The 17,444-nt window shown below is 34.1% G+C and carries 21 protein-coding genes; 6 read left to right on the top strand and 15 right to left on the bottom strand.

Annotated elements, in window-relative coordinates; genetic code table 11:
• Positions 1 to 127 precede the first annotated feature (127 nt).
• Both F9279_RS15100 and F9279_RS15095 read left to right on the top strand, forming a co-directional pair.
• Positions 128 to 640 carry a 2'-5' RNA ligase family protein gene (locus F9279_RS15100; RefSeq protein ID WP_152114474.1) on the top strand — a complete coding sequence of 171 codons (513 nt, stop codon included), beginning with the start codon at positions 128 to 130 and terminating at the stop codon, positions 638 to 640.
• A gap of 8 nt (positions 641 to 648) precedes the next feature.
• A complete protein-coding gene (locus F9279_RS15095; protein WP_152114472.1) occupies positions 649 to 1,074 on the top strand; it encodes a GNAT family N-acetyltransferase in 426 nt (141 codons plus the stop codon).
• Between the two features lie 253 nt (positions 1,075 to 1,327).
• On the opposite strand, the gene F9279_RS15090 is transcribed toward F9279_RS15095, so the two are convergent.
• The gene (locus F9279_RS15090) at positions 1,328 to 1,570 is read right to left on the bottom strand and encodes a hypothetical protein (protein ID WP_152114470.1); all 243 of its coding nucleotides are present in this window, start codon (positions 1,568 to 1,570) and stop codon (positions 1,328 to 1,330) included.
• 307 nt (positions 1,571 to 1,877) lie between these two features.
• Between F9279_RS15090 and F9279_RS15085 the strand changes: the two genes are divergently transcribed.
• The gene (locus F9279_RS15085) at positions 1,878 to 2,561 is read left to right on the top strand and encodes a DUF421 domain-containing protein (RefSeq protein WP_152114468.1); all 684 of its coding nucleotides are present in this window, start codon (positions 1,878 to 1,880) and stop codon (positions 2,559 to 2,561) included.
• A 5-nt stretch (positions 2,562 to 2,566) separates the two neighbouring features.
• Here the strand turns inward: F9279_RS15085 and F9279_RS15080 are convergent, their stop codons facing one another.
• Positions 2,567 to 2,821, bottom strand: coding sequence for a hypothetical protein (locus tag F9279_RS15080; protein WP_152114466.1), 255 nt, complete (start codon positions 2,819 to 2,821; stop codon positions 2,567 to 2,569).
• A gap of 141 nt (positions 2,822 to 2,962) precedes the next feature.
• Here F9279_RS15080 and F9279_RS15075 point away from each other — a divergent pair, with 141 nt between their 5' ends.
• Entirely contained in the window at positions 2,963 to 5,275 is a 2,313-nt protein-coding gene (locus F9279_RS15075; protein ID WP_152114464.1) for a UvrD-helicase domain-containing protein, read from the top strand.
• A gap of 55 nt (positions 5,276 to 5,330) precedes the next feature.
• On the opposite strand, the gene F9279_RS15070 is transcribed toward F9279_RS15075, so the two are convergent.
• From F9279_RS15070 to F9279_RS15035, 8 genes are all read right to left on the bottom strand, one after another.
• Positions 5,331 to 5,588, bottom strand: coding sequence for a stage VI sporulation protein F (locus F9279_RS15070; protein ID WP_152114462.1), 258 nt, complete (start codon positions 5,586 to 5,588; stop codon positions 5,331 to 5,333).
• 343 nt (positions 5,589 to 5,931) lie between these two features.
• The gene (locus tag F9279_RS15065) at positions 5,932 to 6,051 is read right to left on the bottom strand and encodes a YjcZ family sporulation protein (RefSeq protein WP_152114460.1); all 120 of its coding nucleotides are present in this window, start codon (positions 6,049 to 6,051) and stop codon (positions 5,932 to 5,934) included.
• 142 nt (positions 6,052 to 6,193) lie between these two features.
• Positions 6,194 to 6,880, bottom strand: a complete 687-nt coding sequence (locus tag F9279_RS15060) for a DUF421 domain-containing protein (RefSeq protein WP_152114458.1) — start codon at positions 6,878 to 6,880, stop codon at positions 6,194 to 6,196.
• Between the two features lie 74 nt (positions 6,881 to 6,954).
• Entirely contained in the window at positions 6,955 to 7,311 is a 357-nt protein-coding gene (spoVAE, locus tag F9279_RS15055) for a stage V sporulation protein AE (RefSeq protein ID WP_152114456.1), read from the bottom strand.
• A gap of 20 nt (positions 7,312 to 7,331) precedes the next feature.
• Positions 7,332 to 8,342 carry a stage V sporulation protein AD gene (gene spoVAD, locus F9279_RS15050; protein WP_152114453.1) on the bottom strand — a complete coding sequence of 337 codons (1,011 nt, stop codon included), beginning with the start codon at positions 8,340 to 8,342 and terminating at the stop codon, positions 7,332 to 7,334.
• The gene (spoVAC, locus tag F9279_RS15045; RefSeq protein WP_152114451.1) at positions 8,343 to 8,822 is read right to left on the bottom strand and encodes a stage V sporulation protein AC; all 480 of its coding nucleotides are present in this window, start codon (positions 8,820 to 8,822) and stop codon (positions 8,343 to 8,345) included.
• A gap of 13 nt (positions 8,823 to 8,835) precedes the next feature.
• A complete protein-coding gene (locus F9279_RS15040) occupies positions 8,836 to 9,315 on the bottom strand; it encodes a sporulation protein (protein ID WP_152114449.1) in 480 nt (159 codons plus the stop codon).
• A gap of 518 nt (positions 9,316 to 9,833) precedes the next feature.
• Positions 9,834 to 10,190 carry a DUF1360 domain-containing protein gene (locus tag F9279_RS15035; RefSeq protein WP_152114447.1) on the bottom strand — a complete coding sequence of 119 codons (357 nt, stop codon included), beginning with the start codon at positions 10,188 to 10,190 and terminating at the stop codon, positions 9,834 to 9,836.
• 160 nt (positions 10,191 to 10,350) lie between these two features.
• On the opposite strand from F9279_RS15035, the gene F9279_RS15030 reads away from it, so the two are divergent.
• Positions 10,351 to 10,836, top strand: coding sequence for a CotY/CotZ family spore coat protein (locus tag F9279_RS15030; RefSeq protein ID WP_152114445.1), 486 nt, complete (start codon positions 10,351 to 10,353; stop codon positions 10,834 to 10,836).
• Between the two features lie 186 nt (positions 10,837 to 11,022).
• On the opposite strand, the gene F9279_RS15025 is transcribed toward F9279_RS15030, so the two are convergent.
• The 3 genes from F9279_RS15025 to F9279_RS15015 all read right to left on the bottom strand — a co-directional run bounded on the left by F9279_RS15025 (position 11,023) and on the right by F9279_RS15015 (position 14,510).
• Entirely contained in the window at positions 11,023 to 11,526 is a 504-nt protein-coding gene (locus F9279_RS15025) for a CotO family spore coat protein (protein WP_152114444.1), read from the bottom strand.
• 208 nt (positions 11,527 to 11,734) lie between these two features.
• Positions 11,735 to 12,508, bottom strand: coding sequence for an enoyl-ACP reductase FabI (fabI, locus tag F9279_RS15020; protein WP_152114442.1), 774 nt, complete (start codon positions 12,506 to 12,508; stop codon positions 11,735 to 11,737).
• Between the two features lie 151 nt (positions 12,509 to 12,659).
• A complete protein-coding gene (locus F9279_RS15015; protein WP_152114440.1) occupies positions 12,660 to 14,510 on the bottom strand; it encodes a monovalent cation:proton antiporter family protein in 1,851 nt (616 codons plus the stop codon).
• Positions 14,511 to 14,874: 364 nt separating this feature from the next.
• On the opposite strand from F9279_RS15015, the gene prpE reads away from it, so the two are divergent.
• Positions 14,875 to 15,633: a bis(5'-nucleosyl)-tetraphosphatase PrpE gene (prpE, locus tag F9279_RS15010; protein ID WP_152114438.1), complete on the top strand. Its 759-nt coding sequence runs from the start codon at positions 14,875 to 14,877 to the stop codon at positions 15,631 to 15,633.
• 73 nt (positions 15,634 to 15,706) lie between these two features.
• Here the strand turns inward: prpE and F9279_RS15005 are convergent, their stop codons facing one another.
• Together F9279_RS15005 and F9279_RS15000 are read right to left on the bottom strand one after the other, a co-directional pair.
• Positions 15,707 to 16,603: an RluA family pseudouridine synthase gene (locus F9279_RS15005; protein ID WP_152114436.1), complete on the bottom strand. Its 897-nt coding sequence runs from the start codon at positions 16,601 to 16,603 to the stop codon at positions 15,707 to 15,709.
• Between the two features lie 15 nt (positions 16,604 to 16,618).
• Positions 16,619 to 17,413 (bottom strand): NAD kinase, encoded by a 795-nt coding sequence (locus tag F9279_RS15000; RefSeq protein WP_152114434.1) that lies wholly within the window; start codon positions 17,411 to 17,413, stop codon positions 16,619 to 16,621.
• Between the last annotated feature and the right edge of the window lie 31 nt (positions 17,414 to 17,444).

The raw sequence follows: 17,444 nt of genomic DNA, 5'->3' as shown, positions 1-17,444 counted from the left end.
GGAAAACTTTGAACTTAGTTTGATTATTTTGTTATAATATCTAACATATAGAACATTGTAAACGTATAAAGAATAAGTCCATTTTCTATATAATAGAAGTATTCTTATGAAGTAGGAGGTTCAAAGGATGAAATATGGAATCGCAATTTTCCCAGGAAAAGAACTGCAGGATGTGGCTAACTCGTATCGTAAACGCTATGACCCAAAATACGCGCTAATTCCGCCACATATTACATTGATTGGTGAGCTTGAAGCTAATAATGAAGAGATTGAAGACATTAGCAATAAGTTAGAAACAATAGCTAAACATTATCGCTCTATACCAATAAAAATTGTAAAGGTGAGTTCCTTTAAGCCAGTATCTAATGTCATCTATTTAAAAGTAGAACCTAATGCAAACTTAGAGGACTTACAAAAAGAACTAGTGAGCTCACTCAATGTGACGATTGAACATCCTTTTGTTCCACATATTACTCTTGGGCAAGAACTATCTAGTGATGAACACTTAGATTTATTTAGTAATTTAAGTATGCAAGCGTTTAATCATGAGGAAGTAACAGACCGTTTTCATCTATTATATGAGTTAGAAAATGGTTCATGGACTGTATTAGAAACATTCCGTTTAGGAAAGGAAAAGTGATTTAAATCTTGAAAGCAATCGTTGCCCAAACAGAACAAGAATTAAAAGATGCATATTACGTGCGAAGAACAGTATTTGTAGAAGAACAAAATGTTCCCGAAGAATTAGAAGTAGATCAATATGAACAAGATTGTGCACATATTGTTCTATACGATGATCAATCCCGTCCAGTCGGAGCAGGAAGATATCGTCCTTTTGCAGACTATGGCAAAGTAGAAAGAGTTTGCATCTTAAAGTCCAGCCGAAAAGGTGGAGCTGGGAAACTAGTAATGGACAAAATGGAAGAGCATGCAATAAGCCAGAAAGCCCCTGCTCTCAAACTTAACTCTCAAACTCATGCAATCCCATTCTACGAAAAATTAGGCTATGAGATCGTATCAGAAGAATTTATGGATGCAGGAATTCCACATAGAACGATGATGAAAAGATTATAAGAGTCTGATTTATGGCTAGTTGTTCCGTGTTAATCCACATATAAAATGACGTGTCCAAAAACACGTCATTTTTCTAATTCTATTGGATCCTCTTCAGAGAATTTAGAGAGGATTTATTATTATAGCAATGCTTCCATTTTCTCTAACCATTTCTTATTATCTGAAAAACCAGTTGTAAAATTCCAATCAATTAATAAGTAAATTTTTTCGTTCCCTACTGTAATTATTAATGGCTCACCTTTTGTATAATAACCTAGCCTATTATCTCCATTGATTGTTTGCCTTCCAAAAACAAATCGTCAAATTCGCATTTTACTGACTGAATTTCATCTAAATTAATTTCCTTCCAATTTTCTAATTTTATTTCCTTGTCTGTTAATTCAATAATTCCACTATATTTAAATCTAAATTTTGGATGGATCAATCCAGTTACTTTTTCTGATATAGTAGAATTTTGTAACAGATGATCAGTGGTACCAATATATTTTGCAATCAAAATATCCACTTCTCTCTTAATGAAATTTAAACGAGTGACTTGTTAAAATACCCCACATTACCCATACACATATACTTATATTAACAAATAGGTATATTTTTACAATAAAATATTATCTCAAACAATCAGCTTAGATTATTAGAGGATGTCCTTGCCATTATGCAACAAGGCTCTACTCTTCGCGATATAAAAAAACTACTTCTTTCATAGATGATTCGAAGGATACACTTCTTTTCTTGTTGGGTAAGCAAATATTGTTTAATTTTCTCTTATTTGCCTACAATGATTGGAAGAAAGGAAGATGTTAATGGATTTTACTCATATATTCACAGAGCTCCTAGTTGGATATGTTTTTCTTTTAATACTAACTAGAATTCTTGGTAAAACAGAAATTACACAAATTACTACATTTGATTTTGTATCTGTTTTAATACTAGGAGAACTAGTAGGAAATGCTATGTATGACAAAGAAACGGGAATAAAAGAAATTCTTTACTCCATTATTATATGGGGAGCTCTTATCTATCTAACAGAATTACTTACACAGAAATTTCGAAAAACAAGAAAAATACTCGAAGGAAAACCTTCTATTATCATAAATAAAGGAAAAATTGACTATGAGGAATTAAAGAAGAATCGGTTAGATTTAAATCAATTGCAGCATTTACTTCGATCGAAGGATGTTTTTTCCATCACCGAATGTGCCTTTGCTATTCTTGAAACAGATGGAACCATTAGTGTCATGAAAAAACAAGCTTTATCAAGTCCAACGAAAGAGGAGTTACAAATCCCTTACCAAACTAATACACTACCCATTAGCATCATTATGGACGGAGAGATTATCAAAGAAAATTTATCCTATATTGGCTTAACAGAACAACAATTTAGAGAGAAATTAGAAAAACAGGGATTCACCCAACCAAAAACAATTCTTTATGCAGAATGGCAAGATGGGCACCCCTTATATATACAAAATTATGGTATGGATTAAGGAAATTAGATAGATGCATGAAAGCGAGTACCTTTACCAGTGATTTGAGCAATCATTCGCTCTTTCAAAAGCTGATTTTCATGCATTTGTTGTTTCGTTAAATCATCTGCTTCCTTCTGTAACTGTAAATGATCCATGGTATTATTTATTTTTGCAATTTTTGTTACTTCTTCTTTTTTGTATATTTTTTGCTTGCTCGCTATATCTCTAATATTATATTGCTCTTGCTCATAATGTCTTATCGGTAGTATGTATCCCATGCTAATTTCCTCCTATATTAGTATATTATTCTATTCCACGTTTCACCTAAATCAAACCTTTCTCTCTCTAATAAACAATGTTATGATGTTAAATAGTAAAAGATAGCTATTTAAAGTTTTAATAAGATTTGAGGTTTCTTCATGTTAACTGCCTTATTTAATAATCAATTTATTACCATTCATTCAACCGCAAGAGATGAATTTCAAAAAATATATGAGGCCGGCAAAAAAGGTAAGCTTGTATGCCCTGTTTGTGGAGAAACGGTACAGTTATATTTAGGTATTGCTAGTTCTCCTTATTTCTATCATTATTCTTCTAAAGAGCCTTGTGAAATGCGAGAAATTTCCAATTATCAAGATGAACAAGCTGCATCAAATGAATATGAAGAAAAAAATGGATTTCGAATTCCTAAATCTCGTAGTATTTCCAAAACAAAAAACACAGAGCCTGAATTAACGTTTAAACATCCAATGACTGCCAAAACCTCTGTACATGAGTCAGCGATAGTCACCAATAAAAGCACAACCTATTCCCCTAGTTCGTATCTAGACATTCTGCAGAAAAATGGTTTTCCACTTGACGCTTCTCAAAGTATGGCAGTGTCGATTGACTATGGTCCTATACTAGTAGTTGCTGGAGCTGGAAGTGGTAAAACTCGTGTTCTTACTACAAGAGCTGCTTATTTAATACATGAGCACAAAGTTAATCCTTCTACCATTATGTTAGTAACTTTTACCAATAAGGCTGCAAAGGAAATGAAGGATCGTCTCTCTCATTATCCTATGATGACGAAAGAACTGATTAACAAGATTGTTTCTGGCACATTTCATAGTATCTTATATCAAATTTTAATGTTTCATCAACCTGAGAAATGGCAACGAGAACACCTCTTAAGCAGTAATTGGCAACGAGAACTTATATTAAAAGAAAGTGCTCGTGCTCACCAAATAGATGAAAAGGACTTCCCTATGGATGCTGCCTTACAGCTTATTAGTGCATGGAAAAACAGTATGCTTCTTCCTAGTCAGGTAGAACCGATAAATGATTGGGAAAATAAGGTTGCTCTATTATATAGTGATTATGAAGCGAAGAAACAAGAGAAAAATTTATATGATTTTGATGATATGCTTTTGAATGGGTATTACTTTTTCCTAGAAAATCCAAACTTACTAGCAACCTATCAAAAACGTTTTTCTCATTTTCTTTTAGATGAGTTTCAAGATATAAATAAGGTCCAATATGAATGGATTAAATTAATGACACAAAAAGCTACCTCTATTTATGCAGTAGGAGATGATGATCAAGCTATTTATTCATTTCGAGGCAGTGACCCTAAATACCTGTTAGAGTTTGAAAAAGATTTTCCTAATGCAAAAACAATTATCTTGGATTATAACTATCGATCCTCGAAGGAAATCGTTTCTATTGCAAAAGCTACTATTAGTAAAAATACGCAAAGACGAACTAAACAAATGCATACAAGCTATAAAGGAAAGAAACCTGTTTTCTTCTATCCATATGATGAGGAAGAAGAAGCTACTATGATAGTGACAGATATGCAGGAGAAAATTAAACAAGGATTTGAACCTAAAGACTTTGCTATTCTATTTCGAACGAATACTAATAGTCGAGCTATGTTTGAGCGGCTTGCTTCTTCTAATCTTCCATTTGCTCTGGAACAAAATGCTGGGTCTTTCTATCAACGATTCATTGTAAAAAGCATGCTAGCCTATTTAAGATTAATAGTAGATCCTGATAGTCAACAGGCAGTCACAGATATATTGCCAACACTTTTTTTGAAAAAAACAGTATTACAAGATATTAAGGCTACTAGTATCTTAGAAGATTGTAGCTTTTTAGATTGTTTACCACTTGTAAAAACGGGGTTTGCCTTTCAAGAGAGTCGATTAAAACGAATTCCAGCCTTACTGAAAAAACTAACGAAGTCGACACCTTTAGACGCCATCCAAACAATTGAAAAGGAATTAGGCTTCCTAGAATTTATAAAAAAACGGGGAAATGAAGGAAATCAGTGGGATAAGGGTTCAGATGATATTCGTGATTTAAAAGTTGTTGCTCGGAAATTCACTTCCCTTGAGGAATTTGTTCTTTATACGGATCATATGATTGCTATGAATGATGAATTAAGGAAGCAATATCGAGACGCGCTGAATGTTATTACTCTCAGTACGATTCATCGTGCAAAAGGATTGGAATATAAAATCGTTTATATTTTAGGTGCAGTGGATGGTTCCTTGCCCCATGACTTTTCACTAGATTCTTATCGAAATAACGATTTAAAACCTTTAGAGGAAGAACGAAGATTACTGTATGTAGCGATGACAAGGGCACAACAAGAATTGTATCTTTCACTTCCTATGTATCTGAAGGGAAAAAAAGCTAGAGCATCACGATTCTTATCCAGCTTATCTTTAACACCTTTTCATTCATAAAAAAATTACGGGGTAACTTTAATAATGGAAAAGTAAAAGTTACCCTTTTCTTCTATTATTTTTTTGTATTAATCATTTTAGATAGTGTACCGAAATCCAATTGTTTACCGTCTTTTACAATGGATTGAACAATTTTGTCTTCTGTTTCTTTTGGTACATTTTTACCTGCAATTTGAGACACTCTACGAATAACGCCTCTTACTGTTTTTTCATCTTTAAAATCAGCATTTTGTAAGGAATTTGCTAGTTCTAAAATATCCTTCATGTTTACACCAGTTTTAGATTCTATGTTCTTAAAGAAATTATTGTTCATATACGTATTTTCCTCCTTAGATGAGCTACTGTACATTGTATGAAGTATTGATGAAAAGGTGAGAAAAATAATGAAGACAGCTCTTTTAGAAAGCCGTATTTTAAGCTTGTGGAAGAAGAAATTTAGAAAGATTAAATATAATTTTTATGCAGATTAACTATGTTACAGGGGAGACTCTTGTGGGATCTGCTGGGAAGCCATTGAAAAAGTATTTCTTGGTGGCTAGCAAAAGTAAGCCTGTGTTTTCCGAGGCTTACTGTTCGCTTTCCGCGGAGCGAGCGCCGAGCTAATTCAGGAAAAAGGCAAAAAAAAGACAGCTATTGAAAGCTGCCTTTTTCACTTATTAGTTGTAGAAGCTTGCTCCTACGATAATTAAAAGAATGAATAGAACAACGACTAATACAAAGGAAGAACCGTATCCACCGCCGCTATTACCACCATAGCCATATCCGCCATAACACATCCCTACTTCACCTCACTTTACCTGTATTCTTTAACAGGATATGAAGTTTAAGCCGTTTTGTGTAGGCAAGCTACTAGGTTATTATAGAATGTACGAATGTCATATATGATAATGCTCTCTCTTTAAGTATTTTGGTACTGCATTATTTTTCATCATCATAAAAATCAAAAGTTAACTCACCCTGATGATCTACCTGCGCAAGAAAAACTTCTTGTAGGTGTATTCCTCTTTTTTTTAAAGCCGTGTATACCCATTTCTCTGTAAGGCTATATTTTTCCAATGTTCTTTGTAGAATTCTTCCGTCCATTATAATGGTGTAAACCTCTTTTTCTACTCTAGGTTTATCTATTATATCCTCCACTAGCATTGATTGTTTAGCCTTTTTTAAAAGAACACTTAATTCTCCATTCGCTTCTAGAGTAGCAAATTCGATATCTTCAACGCGAAAGATGCTCTTGATTCTTAATTGTTCTAATAATTCATCTAAACTATATTTTTCTTTCCGCAAATGAGCCTCCATAATATTTCCATCTTTAATGAATACAGTCGGAGTTCCTTCTACAAAATCTCTGAATTTCTTACTATGAAGGGAAAAATGGCTTATTAAAATGGGGATACATGTCCAAATGACAATGGATGTAATTCCTTCTTTCAGTTCTAGAGCTGAATCCATAGATAGTGTACCAGCAATATCTCCTACTGTTATCCCCACCATATATTCAAAAAAAGAAAGCTTTGATAGCTGTTTTTTTCCCAACAGTTTTGTAATGAAAAATAAACTGATAATAATTAATATGGAACGAACAATCGTATTTAATATAAGAAGCATGGCTTGTCACCCTATACGTTTATTGTAAACACTTCTTATAAAGAAGCATAAAGATTCCAAGCTCTAGAAGTCTGTTAGCCTTTTGGTTTAAAAATTAATGCTCCTATAAATCCAAAGATAATAGCAGCTGATATCCCTGAGCTAGTTACTTCAAACATTCCTGTTAATACCCCAATTAGACCATGCTTCTCTGCTTCTTGCATCGCTCCATGTACGAGTGCATTACCGAAGCTTGTAATCGGAATGGTCGCACCTGCTCCAGCAAAGTCTGCAAATGGCTCATAAAGACCTAGACCATCAAGAATGGCGCCTGCCACTACTAATGTTGATAGAGTATGTGCTGGAGTCAATCTCGCTACATCAAACATGAGTTGTCCAATAACACATATAATTCCTCCTATGACAAATGCCCAAAAAAACATTGGAATCATCGCTATTCCTCCTTTCCCTATTAAATTTCTATGGAAACTGCATGTGCAATACATGGAATCGTTTCATTTTGTTGCACAGTAAGTGGTGATAATAATGCTCCAGTTGCCACTAATAAAATTCTCTTATACATTCCCTTTTTCATTTCATTAAGTAAATGACCATAAAGAACCGTTGCGGAACAACCTGCTCCGCTGCCACCAGATTGCACAGGTTGATCTTCTTTATAGATTAATAACCCACAATCGGTAAATTTATTTTCATCGATAGAGAGACCTTTATCTTTTAACAACGCCATAGCTGTTGTTCGTCCAATTTTACCTAAATCACCTGTTACAATTAAATCATAATGAGATGGATCTAAGTTTAAATCCTTAAAATGAGCTAAAATAGTATCTGCAGCTGCTGGTGCCATTGCTCCTCCCATATTGAATGGGTCAGCTAACCCTAAATCATTTACTTTTCCAATGGTAGCTGATGTGGTATAGGGAAGATTTTCATTCTGTTGATTGGTTGTAATTAGACCGACTCCCGCACCTGTTACTGTCCATTGCGCAGTAGGAGGTTTTTGCCCTCCATATTCTGTTGGATACCTAAATTGTTTTTCCACTGCAGCATTGTGACTAGACGCACCTGTTAGCACATTATTAGCACCCTGGTAATTAACAATAAAGGAAGCAAGTGCTAACCCCTCCATAGAGGTAGAACATGCACCAAACAAACCAAAATACGGTATTTGAAGGTCTCTTGCAGCAAAACTTGTTGGGGTAATTTGATTGATTAAATCACCTGCTAAAAAGAATTGCGTATCTTCTGGTCTGATATTACTTTTCTTCAAAGCCGTTTGTGCTGCTTCTTCTAAGAGAAGACGATGTGCCTGCTCATAAGATGTTTTTCCCATCCATAAGTCGTCATGTATCACATCAAAATCCTTCGTTAAATTACCATTCGCTTCAAAGGGACCAACAGCTACTCCAGTAGATCTAATAACTGGGTGATTGGTAAATTCCCAAGATTGTTTTCCACGAAGCATTTAAAATCCCCCAGTCATCATAATAAAAATAGTCTTAATTAAAGCTACGACGAATGCAGAAAAAACACCAAATAAGATAACCGAACCTGCTAGCTTAAAAATATTCCCTCCAACGCCAAGAACGAATCCTTCTGTACGGTGTTCGATGGCAGCGGAGATGATGCTATTACCAAACCCTGAAACAGGTACTGCACTTCCAGCTCCAGCAAATTGCCCTAAACGATCATATATACCAAATCCAGTTAATAGCATAGACAAGAAAATGACCGTAGCACTGGTTGGATTACCAGAGGTTTGCTCAGTAAAATGAAAGAAATAGATATACATATAGGCAATTACTTGTCCAATAAAACAAATAAACCCACCTACCAAAAATGCTTTTATGCAGTTTTTAAGCACTGGCCTCTTTGTTTCAAATTGTTGTTCAAACTTTTCATATTGCTTTTGTTTTGGTGTTTTATTTTTTTTACTGTTAGCCATATTTCTCCCTCCTTTACGTTAATTCATTATTCAAATGGACAATATCTTCTAAGCGTTTATTTGCTTTCTTCTCGCTAAATGCCGGATCTTGCATTAAATCCCATAATCGCATGGTTTCTAAAAATATCTTAAAATCGCTGGAAACGATGAATGTTTCATCAGGATACTTAGACTTTAACTTTTCTTTTAATTCTTCTTCAATACTTTTCATCTTAAACCGTGCCATATGCTTTACCTTATAAGCTATAAGAGTTTCTTTCTTACCTCTTATAACCGCCACGTCAAATATAGAGGAAACAGATGCCGTTTCTTTTTTTATATCTTCTACCATAGCCTTTTCATCTATGCTATTCTCTTTATTTATAGACATTGGCTCTGGATCTACTTTCTTAAACAACGACCATCGGCTATCGTTGTATTCATCATTACATCCTGTTAAAAGAAAACAAATACTTAAAATACTTAATAAGAAGCTACCCTTTTTTATAATCATTTTCTTCCCTTCCCTATGTAGTATTTTTTTATGGAGATTACCTATATTTTTTTCCGAAATTCTTTTGATTATGAGATAATTCCCATATATTCTTTTCCCAATTTTTGTATACACCCTAATTGAAACCTTATTATCTGTTTATCAGAGCAAATTTATCAAAAAAATAAACCCACTATCTACGTGGGTTTCGGCAACTTCATACACTATTCTCTATATTCTTATCCTATACATATTAAAATAACTAAGATCACACGCTGTCTTAATGTATGCCAGATCATGTATTTATTATCTAGAAAAGCTTGAATTCTTCCCGCAATTACAGCCTGATTTTTTCTTTTTTACTTTTGTTGGTTGTGGTTGTTGCTTTTTCATTATTTGTTCTGGCTTCTTTTTCGCAAACATTCCAATTCCTCCTGATTTATCTATAATTAAGCATACTACTCCGTAAGATAGTTGCTTATCATATTCTATGTTTTAGCATTAAGCTTGTGTAAACATCTAGCCTATTTGGACAAAAGCTAATCATGAAATAATTTTTGCAAACAAGCTTCCACTAATGATGCCGCTCCTGCTATCGCAAAAAGCAATACAAAAGGTTCACAAATAGTTGGAAAGAAATAATATAATATTGTAAGAAATCCAGCTACCCAAACACCTGTACACCAATAGCAACTAATTAGCTCCCCAAAGAACCCTCTAACAATACCAGATTTAGGTACAATAAATACCTCTGTTTCTCCCTGTTCATTTTTTTCTTCTACTTCTGCCAAGAATATTTTTCTAATAAACTCTGTAATACGATCAAACACAAATAACCTTGTTATTCGAAAGCTTGCAAGTAATAAAAGTATAAATTCAATCCAGCTTATCTCCATCCTACATAACCTCCTTTAAAAGACTATTCCTCATAAAATGATTGGTTCAAAGCCCAATTTTAAGAAAAAAGGCGTTTGTCCGTAACCCATAAGCCCCTTCGGCAATATGTTAGTAGTGTAAGAATTATAAAGAAAGAAACAAACAAGGAGGAAATCAATTATGGGTTGTGGAAAAAAAGAAGATAAATACGGTTCCAGCTGTGTGTGCGAAGTGGTTCGTGCCATTAAAGATATCCAAGATAATGCGGAAGACAATTGTGAGTGTGAAACAAATTGTTTCTCTGAACCATTAGGGTCACTTGTATCACCAACTAAACGTAACAAAGCAGATACTCGTGTATTTGTATTAAGTACAGCTGATGGGTCACCATTCCATGCTTTCTTTACTGGATCAGATTGTAATTGCGTATCCATCTTCTTCCGTGTAGAAGATGTATTCGATAACTGCTGTGCAGTATTACGCGTTCTTGCTCCTATTGGAAAAGATGGAGACACTCTTGATATCGTAGGACACAAAGGAATCGACTTAAGCAAAATTTGTGAATTAGAAGGATTCCGTCGTACTTCAAGCTGTATCACAGTTGATTTAAGCTGCTTCTGTGCAGTACAATGTATTGCTGACGTTGACTTAGACATCTGTGACTAATATTTAGTTAACTACAGGGAGGTCATGATGACTTCCCTGTTTTTCTAAAACACACTCTTCATCATTTTATGTTTAGATATGGTTACACATGTTATCAGACAAGTATTAAATAGAATTGTTCACTGTTTTGTAGAATTTCAGGAATAAAAAAAATGTGGCAAAGCTAAGAAAGCTCTGCCACATTTTTTATATTCCAATCATTTTTACATCCTGTACAGTTGAAAGCTTAATGGAGGTAATTGTTTGATCCATTAAACGCAATTCAACATATCCTCCATCCAATTGCAAAACAAATCCTCTATAATTATCTGTTTTCGTTGATACAATACAAGGAACTGGTGGTAATTGCTTAGGAAAATGAAGTAAGTATGCTAATTTCTCCGTTATATCCATTTCTTTAAAGCTTTTAACCCTTTTAAAAGATGGTTTGCGAGAAGAAATAGTTTCTATTTCCAGCTGCTTCGTTTCGTATTGTGCTATTTCTTTCTGGATTTCTTTGGCATCTAACGTTTGCTCAGCTTCTTCTTTGATTTTCTTTATTTCTTGAAGCTGTTTCTCTTTTTCTAATTTATCCATGAGTTCCTTGTATTTATCAAGTTTAGAAATCTTTTTAGAGAAACTTGTTTGCATATTTCCGACCATGGTTTTCGTTGTTGGCTTCATTTGTGGCTTACTATCATTCTGATTCATAAAAAATCACCTCCTATAGCATTTCACAGCAAATGTTTTAATGAATTCATCCTAATGTATGCAACAATCACCTATTTTGTACCGAATTACATATGAAAAAGATGGAATAGTGTCATTTACGAATAGGAATACAGAAACACCGATACTATAAATATAAAAAAAAGCTACACAAAAAGGTAAAAACTCTTTTTGCATAGCTTGGCTATTATTAAGATATGATATGGAAACCTGAATCAACGTGAATGTTTTCTCCCGTAATTCCTCTAGAAAAATCACTGAATAAGAATACAGCTGTATCTCCCACTTCTTCAGGAGTAGTAGTTCTTCTTAGTGGTGAACGGTCTTCAATTTCTTTAAGAATGGAGTTAAAGTCGCTAATTCCTTTTGCAGATAGAGTACGAATTGGACCCGCTGAAATAGAGTTAACTCGAATTCCTTCTTTTCCAAGATCTGTCGCTAAGTAGCGAACACTTGCATCTAGTGACGCTTTTGCTACACCCATAACATTATAGTTTCTGATTGCACGCTCTCCTCCTAAGTAAGTTAACGTAACAATACTTCCGCCTTCTGTCATAAGCCCTTTCGCTTCCTTCGCAACTGCTGTTAAAGAATAAGAACTAATATTATGTGCAAGCAAGAAGCCTTCTCTAGTTGTGTTCATATAATCGCCTTGTAATTCTTCTTTATTAGCAAATGCGATACAGTGTGCAATACCATGAATAGTGCCCACTTCATTTTTTATTGCTTCAAAGCATTTAGCAATCTCTGCATCATCCGTTACATCACATGGAAGAACTAAGCTATCTGTTGAATCTAGAGTAGCAACTAAGTCTCTTACACTCTTCTCTAGTCTTTCCCCTGCGTACGTAAAAATTAGACGAGCTCCTGCTTTATGCAAAGAAGTCGCAATTCCCCATGCGATACTTCTTTTATTTGCAACACCCATTACTACATAGGTTTTGTCCTTTAATGAAAAAGTCATTCTTATTCCTCCTATAAACTATTACAAGTTATTAGTACCTAGTACTAATTTTACTACAGATATGATAAAAAAGAAAGCACTGTTAGAATAGGTGTTATGCTTATTTTTACAAAAAGAGTGGAAGATATTCCGCTCTTCCACCACTTTTATCCTACATATTAAACTCTAATTGGCGTTTTAATTGTGTTACATATTCCTCTGAACCTGTAACGATTAGATGATCATTTACATGTAGCTCTGTATCTCCATGAGGAATGACAGAATCCGTTCCTCTAAAAATTCTTACAAAAATCACATCTCCAGTAAATGGGAATGTTCGCAATGTCACTCCTTCATAATCCTTATTTTTCAAGGTAATTTCATGAAGGGATGTTTCATTATTACCAAGTAACGCAAATATATTAGGAGATTGTATTAACGCTGTTAATAGTGCTTTTGTAGAATTCAGCATAGAGAATACTTCAATTCCTTCTCTGCGAAGCATCTCTTCTTTTTCTAAGTCCTCTACTCTACAAATGACACGTTCTACTCCTGCTTGTTTAATCGATATACTGATTTTTTCATTAATATCATTATCTCCAGTAGAAACAACCACTATATCATCTGATAGTATTTTGGTTTGCTGTAAAATCTCCTCAGAATAATGATCTAATTCGACAATTTCGAATAAGGAATCGGCAATTTGAAAATCTTGTTTTTCTTGTTTCTTATGATAGAAAGTAACCTCATATAAAGGAGACTTTAATTCTTGATACACCTGCATAGTCACTTGGTTCACACCAATAATTGACACCTTGATTACCTTGTCTCCAGCCGCATCTTTTGGGAAGAGCTTCTTAAATACAATCGGTGTGATAATACAAGAAATGATAGCGACCAGTATAAAAATCCCACTCATTTCTGTAGTAATAATATCTAACCTTTCCCCTATTGTTGCAGCTGCAATAACTAATGATAGAGTGGATGTTAATAAGAAACCGGACGAAATAATTGTTTTATTATCATACCATTTCTTTAAATAATAAACTGGCAATAATTTGCTTATTAGTAGAGCTATTAATAATAAAGGAATAAACATTAACAGCATCGGTTCTGTAAATAAAGACCATATATCCATATCTACTCCGATCATAACAAAGAAGATAGGAATCAAAAATCCATATCCAAATGAATCTAATTGATGTACTAATTCTTCATTAGGTGACAGTAAGGAAACAAGCACTCCTGCCAAAAATGCTCCTAAAATATGCTCTGCTCCTACTGATTCAGAAAGTGCCACTAAAAAGATAATCAGTGCAAACACTGCTCTTGTACCAATTTGAACAGTTCCTCTTGATAAAGTATCCATTATCTTTGTACTCTTAAATCTTCTACCTACAAAATATAAGATTACGCCTGCTACAAATAAGAACAATAATAGCCAAGTGTTACCTTCACTTTCATTAATAGAAGCGAAAACGGCAAGAAGAATCATCGTGACTAAATCTGCTATAACAGCTACTAGTAAAATAATTTGGCCGATAACAGATTTCATAATATCTGCTTCTTTAAGTGTTGGAACTACAACCCCTAAGGAAATAGTTGCTATGATGATGGTCATTAAGAAGACACTATCTACAAATCCAGCAAGAACAAATATATAACTTAAAACAATAGAAAGTAGTAAGATAGCTATAAAAATAATAATAGATGTGGAAAATGGTTTTGGTTCCTGTTTTCCATTTGGTAAAGTCTCTCTTTTCTTCTTACTAGAAAAAGCAGAAAAATCAATTTCTAACCCACTTAAGAACATAAGAAAAATAAAACCTAGTGTTGATAATGTTTCGAGCCACATATCAGGCTCTACAATATTAAATCCACTTTTCCCTATAATTAATCCCATAAGTATTTCTGCCACCACTACAGGAATGATGTTTAACTTTAGCCTCTGAAGGACTATTGGTGTTAATAAAGCAACTGTAACGACAATAACAAGTGAAGTAAATGAAGCACCGTGTGCCAATTTAATTCCCCCTTTTCTAATAAAATATATACCTATGACCTTTTTCTCATACATTAATTAGATTCTAACTAGCTTTTGTTTGAATCTAACAAATCCAATTCCTTAAAAAATGAAGCCTAGTATAAGGAAATAATTCGCTTCTTGTTTCATTTTGTAAAGAATGGAGCTTCTAACTCTTCTTTCCGCTTACTCCCCTCCTCCTTATATATATTTCCCTATAGTAACAAAGAATTATTAAGTTGTCTTTTCATAAACATTATTTGTTTATAAAAATAAACAAAGGATAAAAATAAAAAATACCTTAAAACAATTTGTTAGAGATTTTGGATATAGTAAGTATGTGTCATTTGCTAAGGAGGTTATTATGAAGATAGATATTATTGGAGATATCCATGGATGCTATAAAGAGTTTGAGCACTTAACCCATACACTAGGTTATGTATGGGAACAAGGAATTCCTATACATCCTGATAATCATCAATTAGCTTTTGTTGGTGATTTAACAGATAGAGGTCCTGAGTCATTAAAAGTTATAGAGATAGTATATCAGTTAGTGCAACAGAAAAAAGCCTATTATGTTCCAGGAAATCATTGTAATAAATTATATCGCTATTTTATCGGAAGAAAAGTGCAAATTACACATGGACTTGAAACAACTGTGGCAGAATATAAAGCATTAAATAAAAAAGAGCAAGCTAGAGTAAGCAAACAGTTTAGGGAATTATACGAAAATGCTCCATTATATCAACAACTAGATGAGCAAAAGCTAATCATTGCCCATGCAGGAATTAAGGAAGAATTAATTGGGAAAGTAAATGATAAAGTTAAAACCTTTGTATTATACGGAGATATTACAGGAGAAAAACATAACGACGGTTCACCTGTAAGAAAAGACTGGTCGAAAGATTATCAGGGTAAACCAATTATTGTCTACGGGCACACTCCCGTTTCCGAAGTAAGACATATCAACCGTACCTATAATATCGATACTGGTGCAGTATTTGGTGGTAAATTATCAGCACTACGCTATCCAGAAATGACCATTTATTCAGTCCCATCCACCATGCCTTATGTAAAAGAAAAATTCCGTACCTTTTCAGAGTCAGTGAATATCAACATTTAATTTCCTTGCACCACTACTTTCAGTTTGCATAATGTTAACTAGCTACACAAAAGAGGAAGGAAGCCTAGTAACACTAGCTTCTTTCCTCTTCTTCTATCACCTTTTCTAAATCATCTGGTAGGTCTATTGAGAAAGCCATTTTTTTATCGGTAATTGGATGTGTAAAGGAGAGAAAATAGCAGTGAAGAGCTTGTCTGCTAATTAACTTTCTACTTCCTCCGTATAAATCATCTCCTAAAAGAGGATGACCTAAATGCGATAAATGAACCCTAATTTGATGAGTTCTACCTGTTTCTAACGATAGCTCTACTATAGAAAAAGCAGCTTTACTAGTCAAAACTCTATAGTGTGTTATCGCATTTTTTCCATCTTCTCGTACTTCTCTCTGAATAATACTATCCACACATCTTCCAATTGGCTCATTTATCGTACCACTCTCTGGTTTCATGGTACCTTCTGCAAAAGCAAGATATTTTCTTTTCACGTCACCTGTCTTTTGCTGTCCACTAAGCAAATGATGAATATGGCGGTGTTTAGCAATTAACACAAGTCCTGAAGTATCTCGATCAAGCCTTGTAACAATATGTATAGTTGCCTCTATTCTTTTGGCTTGATAATAGCCTACTAATGCATTTGCCAAGCTCCCCTTTGGATGTTCTCTAGAGGGAATTGTATTCATTCCAGGTACTTTTTTAACAATAAGTAAAAAATCATCTTCATATACAATTGGTAAAGGAATAGATTCAGGAATGAGGCCTTCACTAGGTTTTTCAGGTGGAAAAATCACAGCTAGGTGGTCGCCTTTATTTAACTTATATTTAACATTTTGCTCCAACCCATTTACCGTAATTCTACCTCCTTTAAACTTAATATCTGTTAAAGCAGACTTTGAAATTTTATGATTCTTTAAAAATTCCTTTATCGTCACAGCAACTTCTTCTCGAATATTCCAGTCTAACGTAAAGCCCAAAACATCTCTCCTTACTTACTCAGAAATAAAAGAATCATGAACTCGCTTCCAAAAAGGGAACAAGCGATATCGTGCAAAACGAATCTTTTCCTCTGCTACTCGAAATTCAATGGATTTAACTTTTTTATGTAGCAAATTCAAATGATCGATTGTTATCTGAAAGTTCGGCTCGTTAACTGGCCTTAATACACAAGTATGATGTTTTGGAAGAATTAGAGGAGATCCCACTGTACGAAAAACTCGATTATTGATAGATGCCATTTCCGCAAGCTGAATAGCCTCTATAGATGGATGCACAATAGCACCACCCAATGCCTTATTATAGGCAGTACTACCAGACGGAGTGGACACACATAAGCCATCTCCTCTAAATCGTTCAAAATGCTCTCCTCTTATCTCCACATCCATCACGAATGTACCTTCCATACTTTTTACCGCTGATTCATTAAGCGCAAGATATCTTGTTTCTTTTTCTTCATTTTGATAACGAACAATAACCTCAAGTAGAGGATATTCAATTGTACTGTATGGTGTTTTTGCAACAGCAATCACTAACTTTTCTAATTCATCAGGTGTCCAATCAGCATAAAAACCAAGGTGACCAGTATGCATACCAACAAAAGCGGTTTTATCTAAACGATTACTATAGCGATGAAAGGCATAAAGAAGGGTACCGTCTCCACCTACAGAAATGACAATATCAGGCTCTTCCTCGTTATATTCAATATCAAAATCAAGTAAATATTGTTTCATTACTTGCACTAGGTTTTCTGATTTAGTATCACCTTTTGAGGTTATCGCAAATTTCATTAGTTAGTAGCTCCTATCCTCTTTTTAGAAA

Origin of the sequence: Bacillus sp. B1-b2, from assembly GCF_009183415.1 — a bacterium.
In the GTDB taxonomy this organism is placed as follows: Bacteria; Bacillota; Bacilli; order Bacillales; family Cytobacillaceae; genus Niallia.
This window is presented reverse-complemented; position numbering and strand designations above follow the sequence as displayed.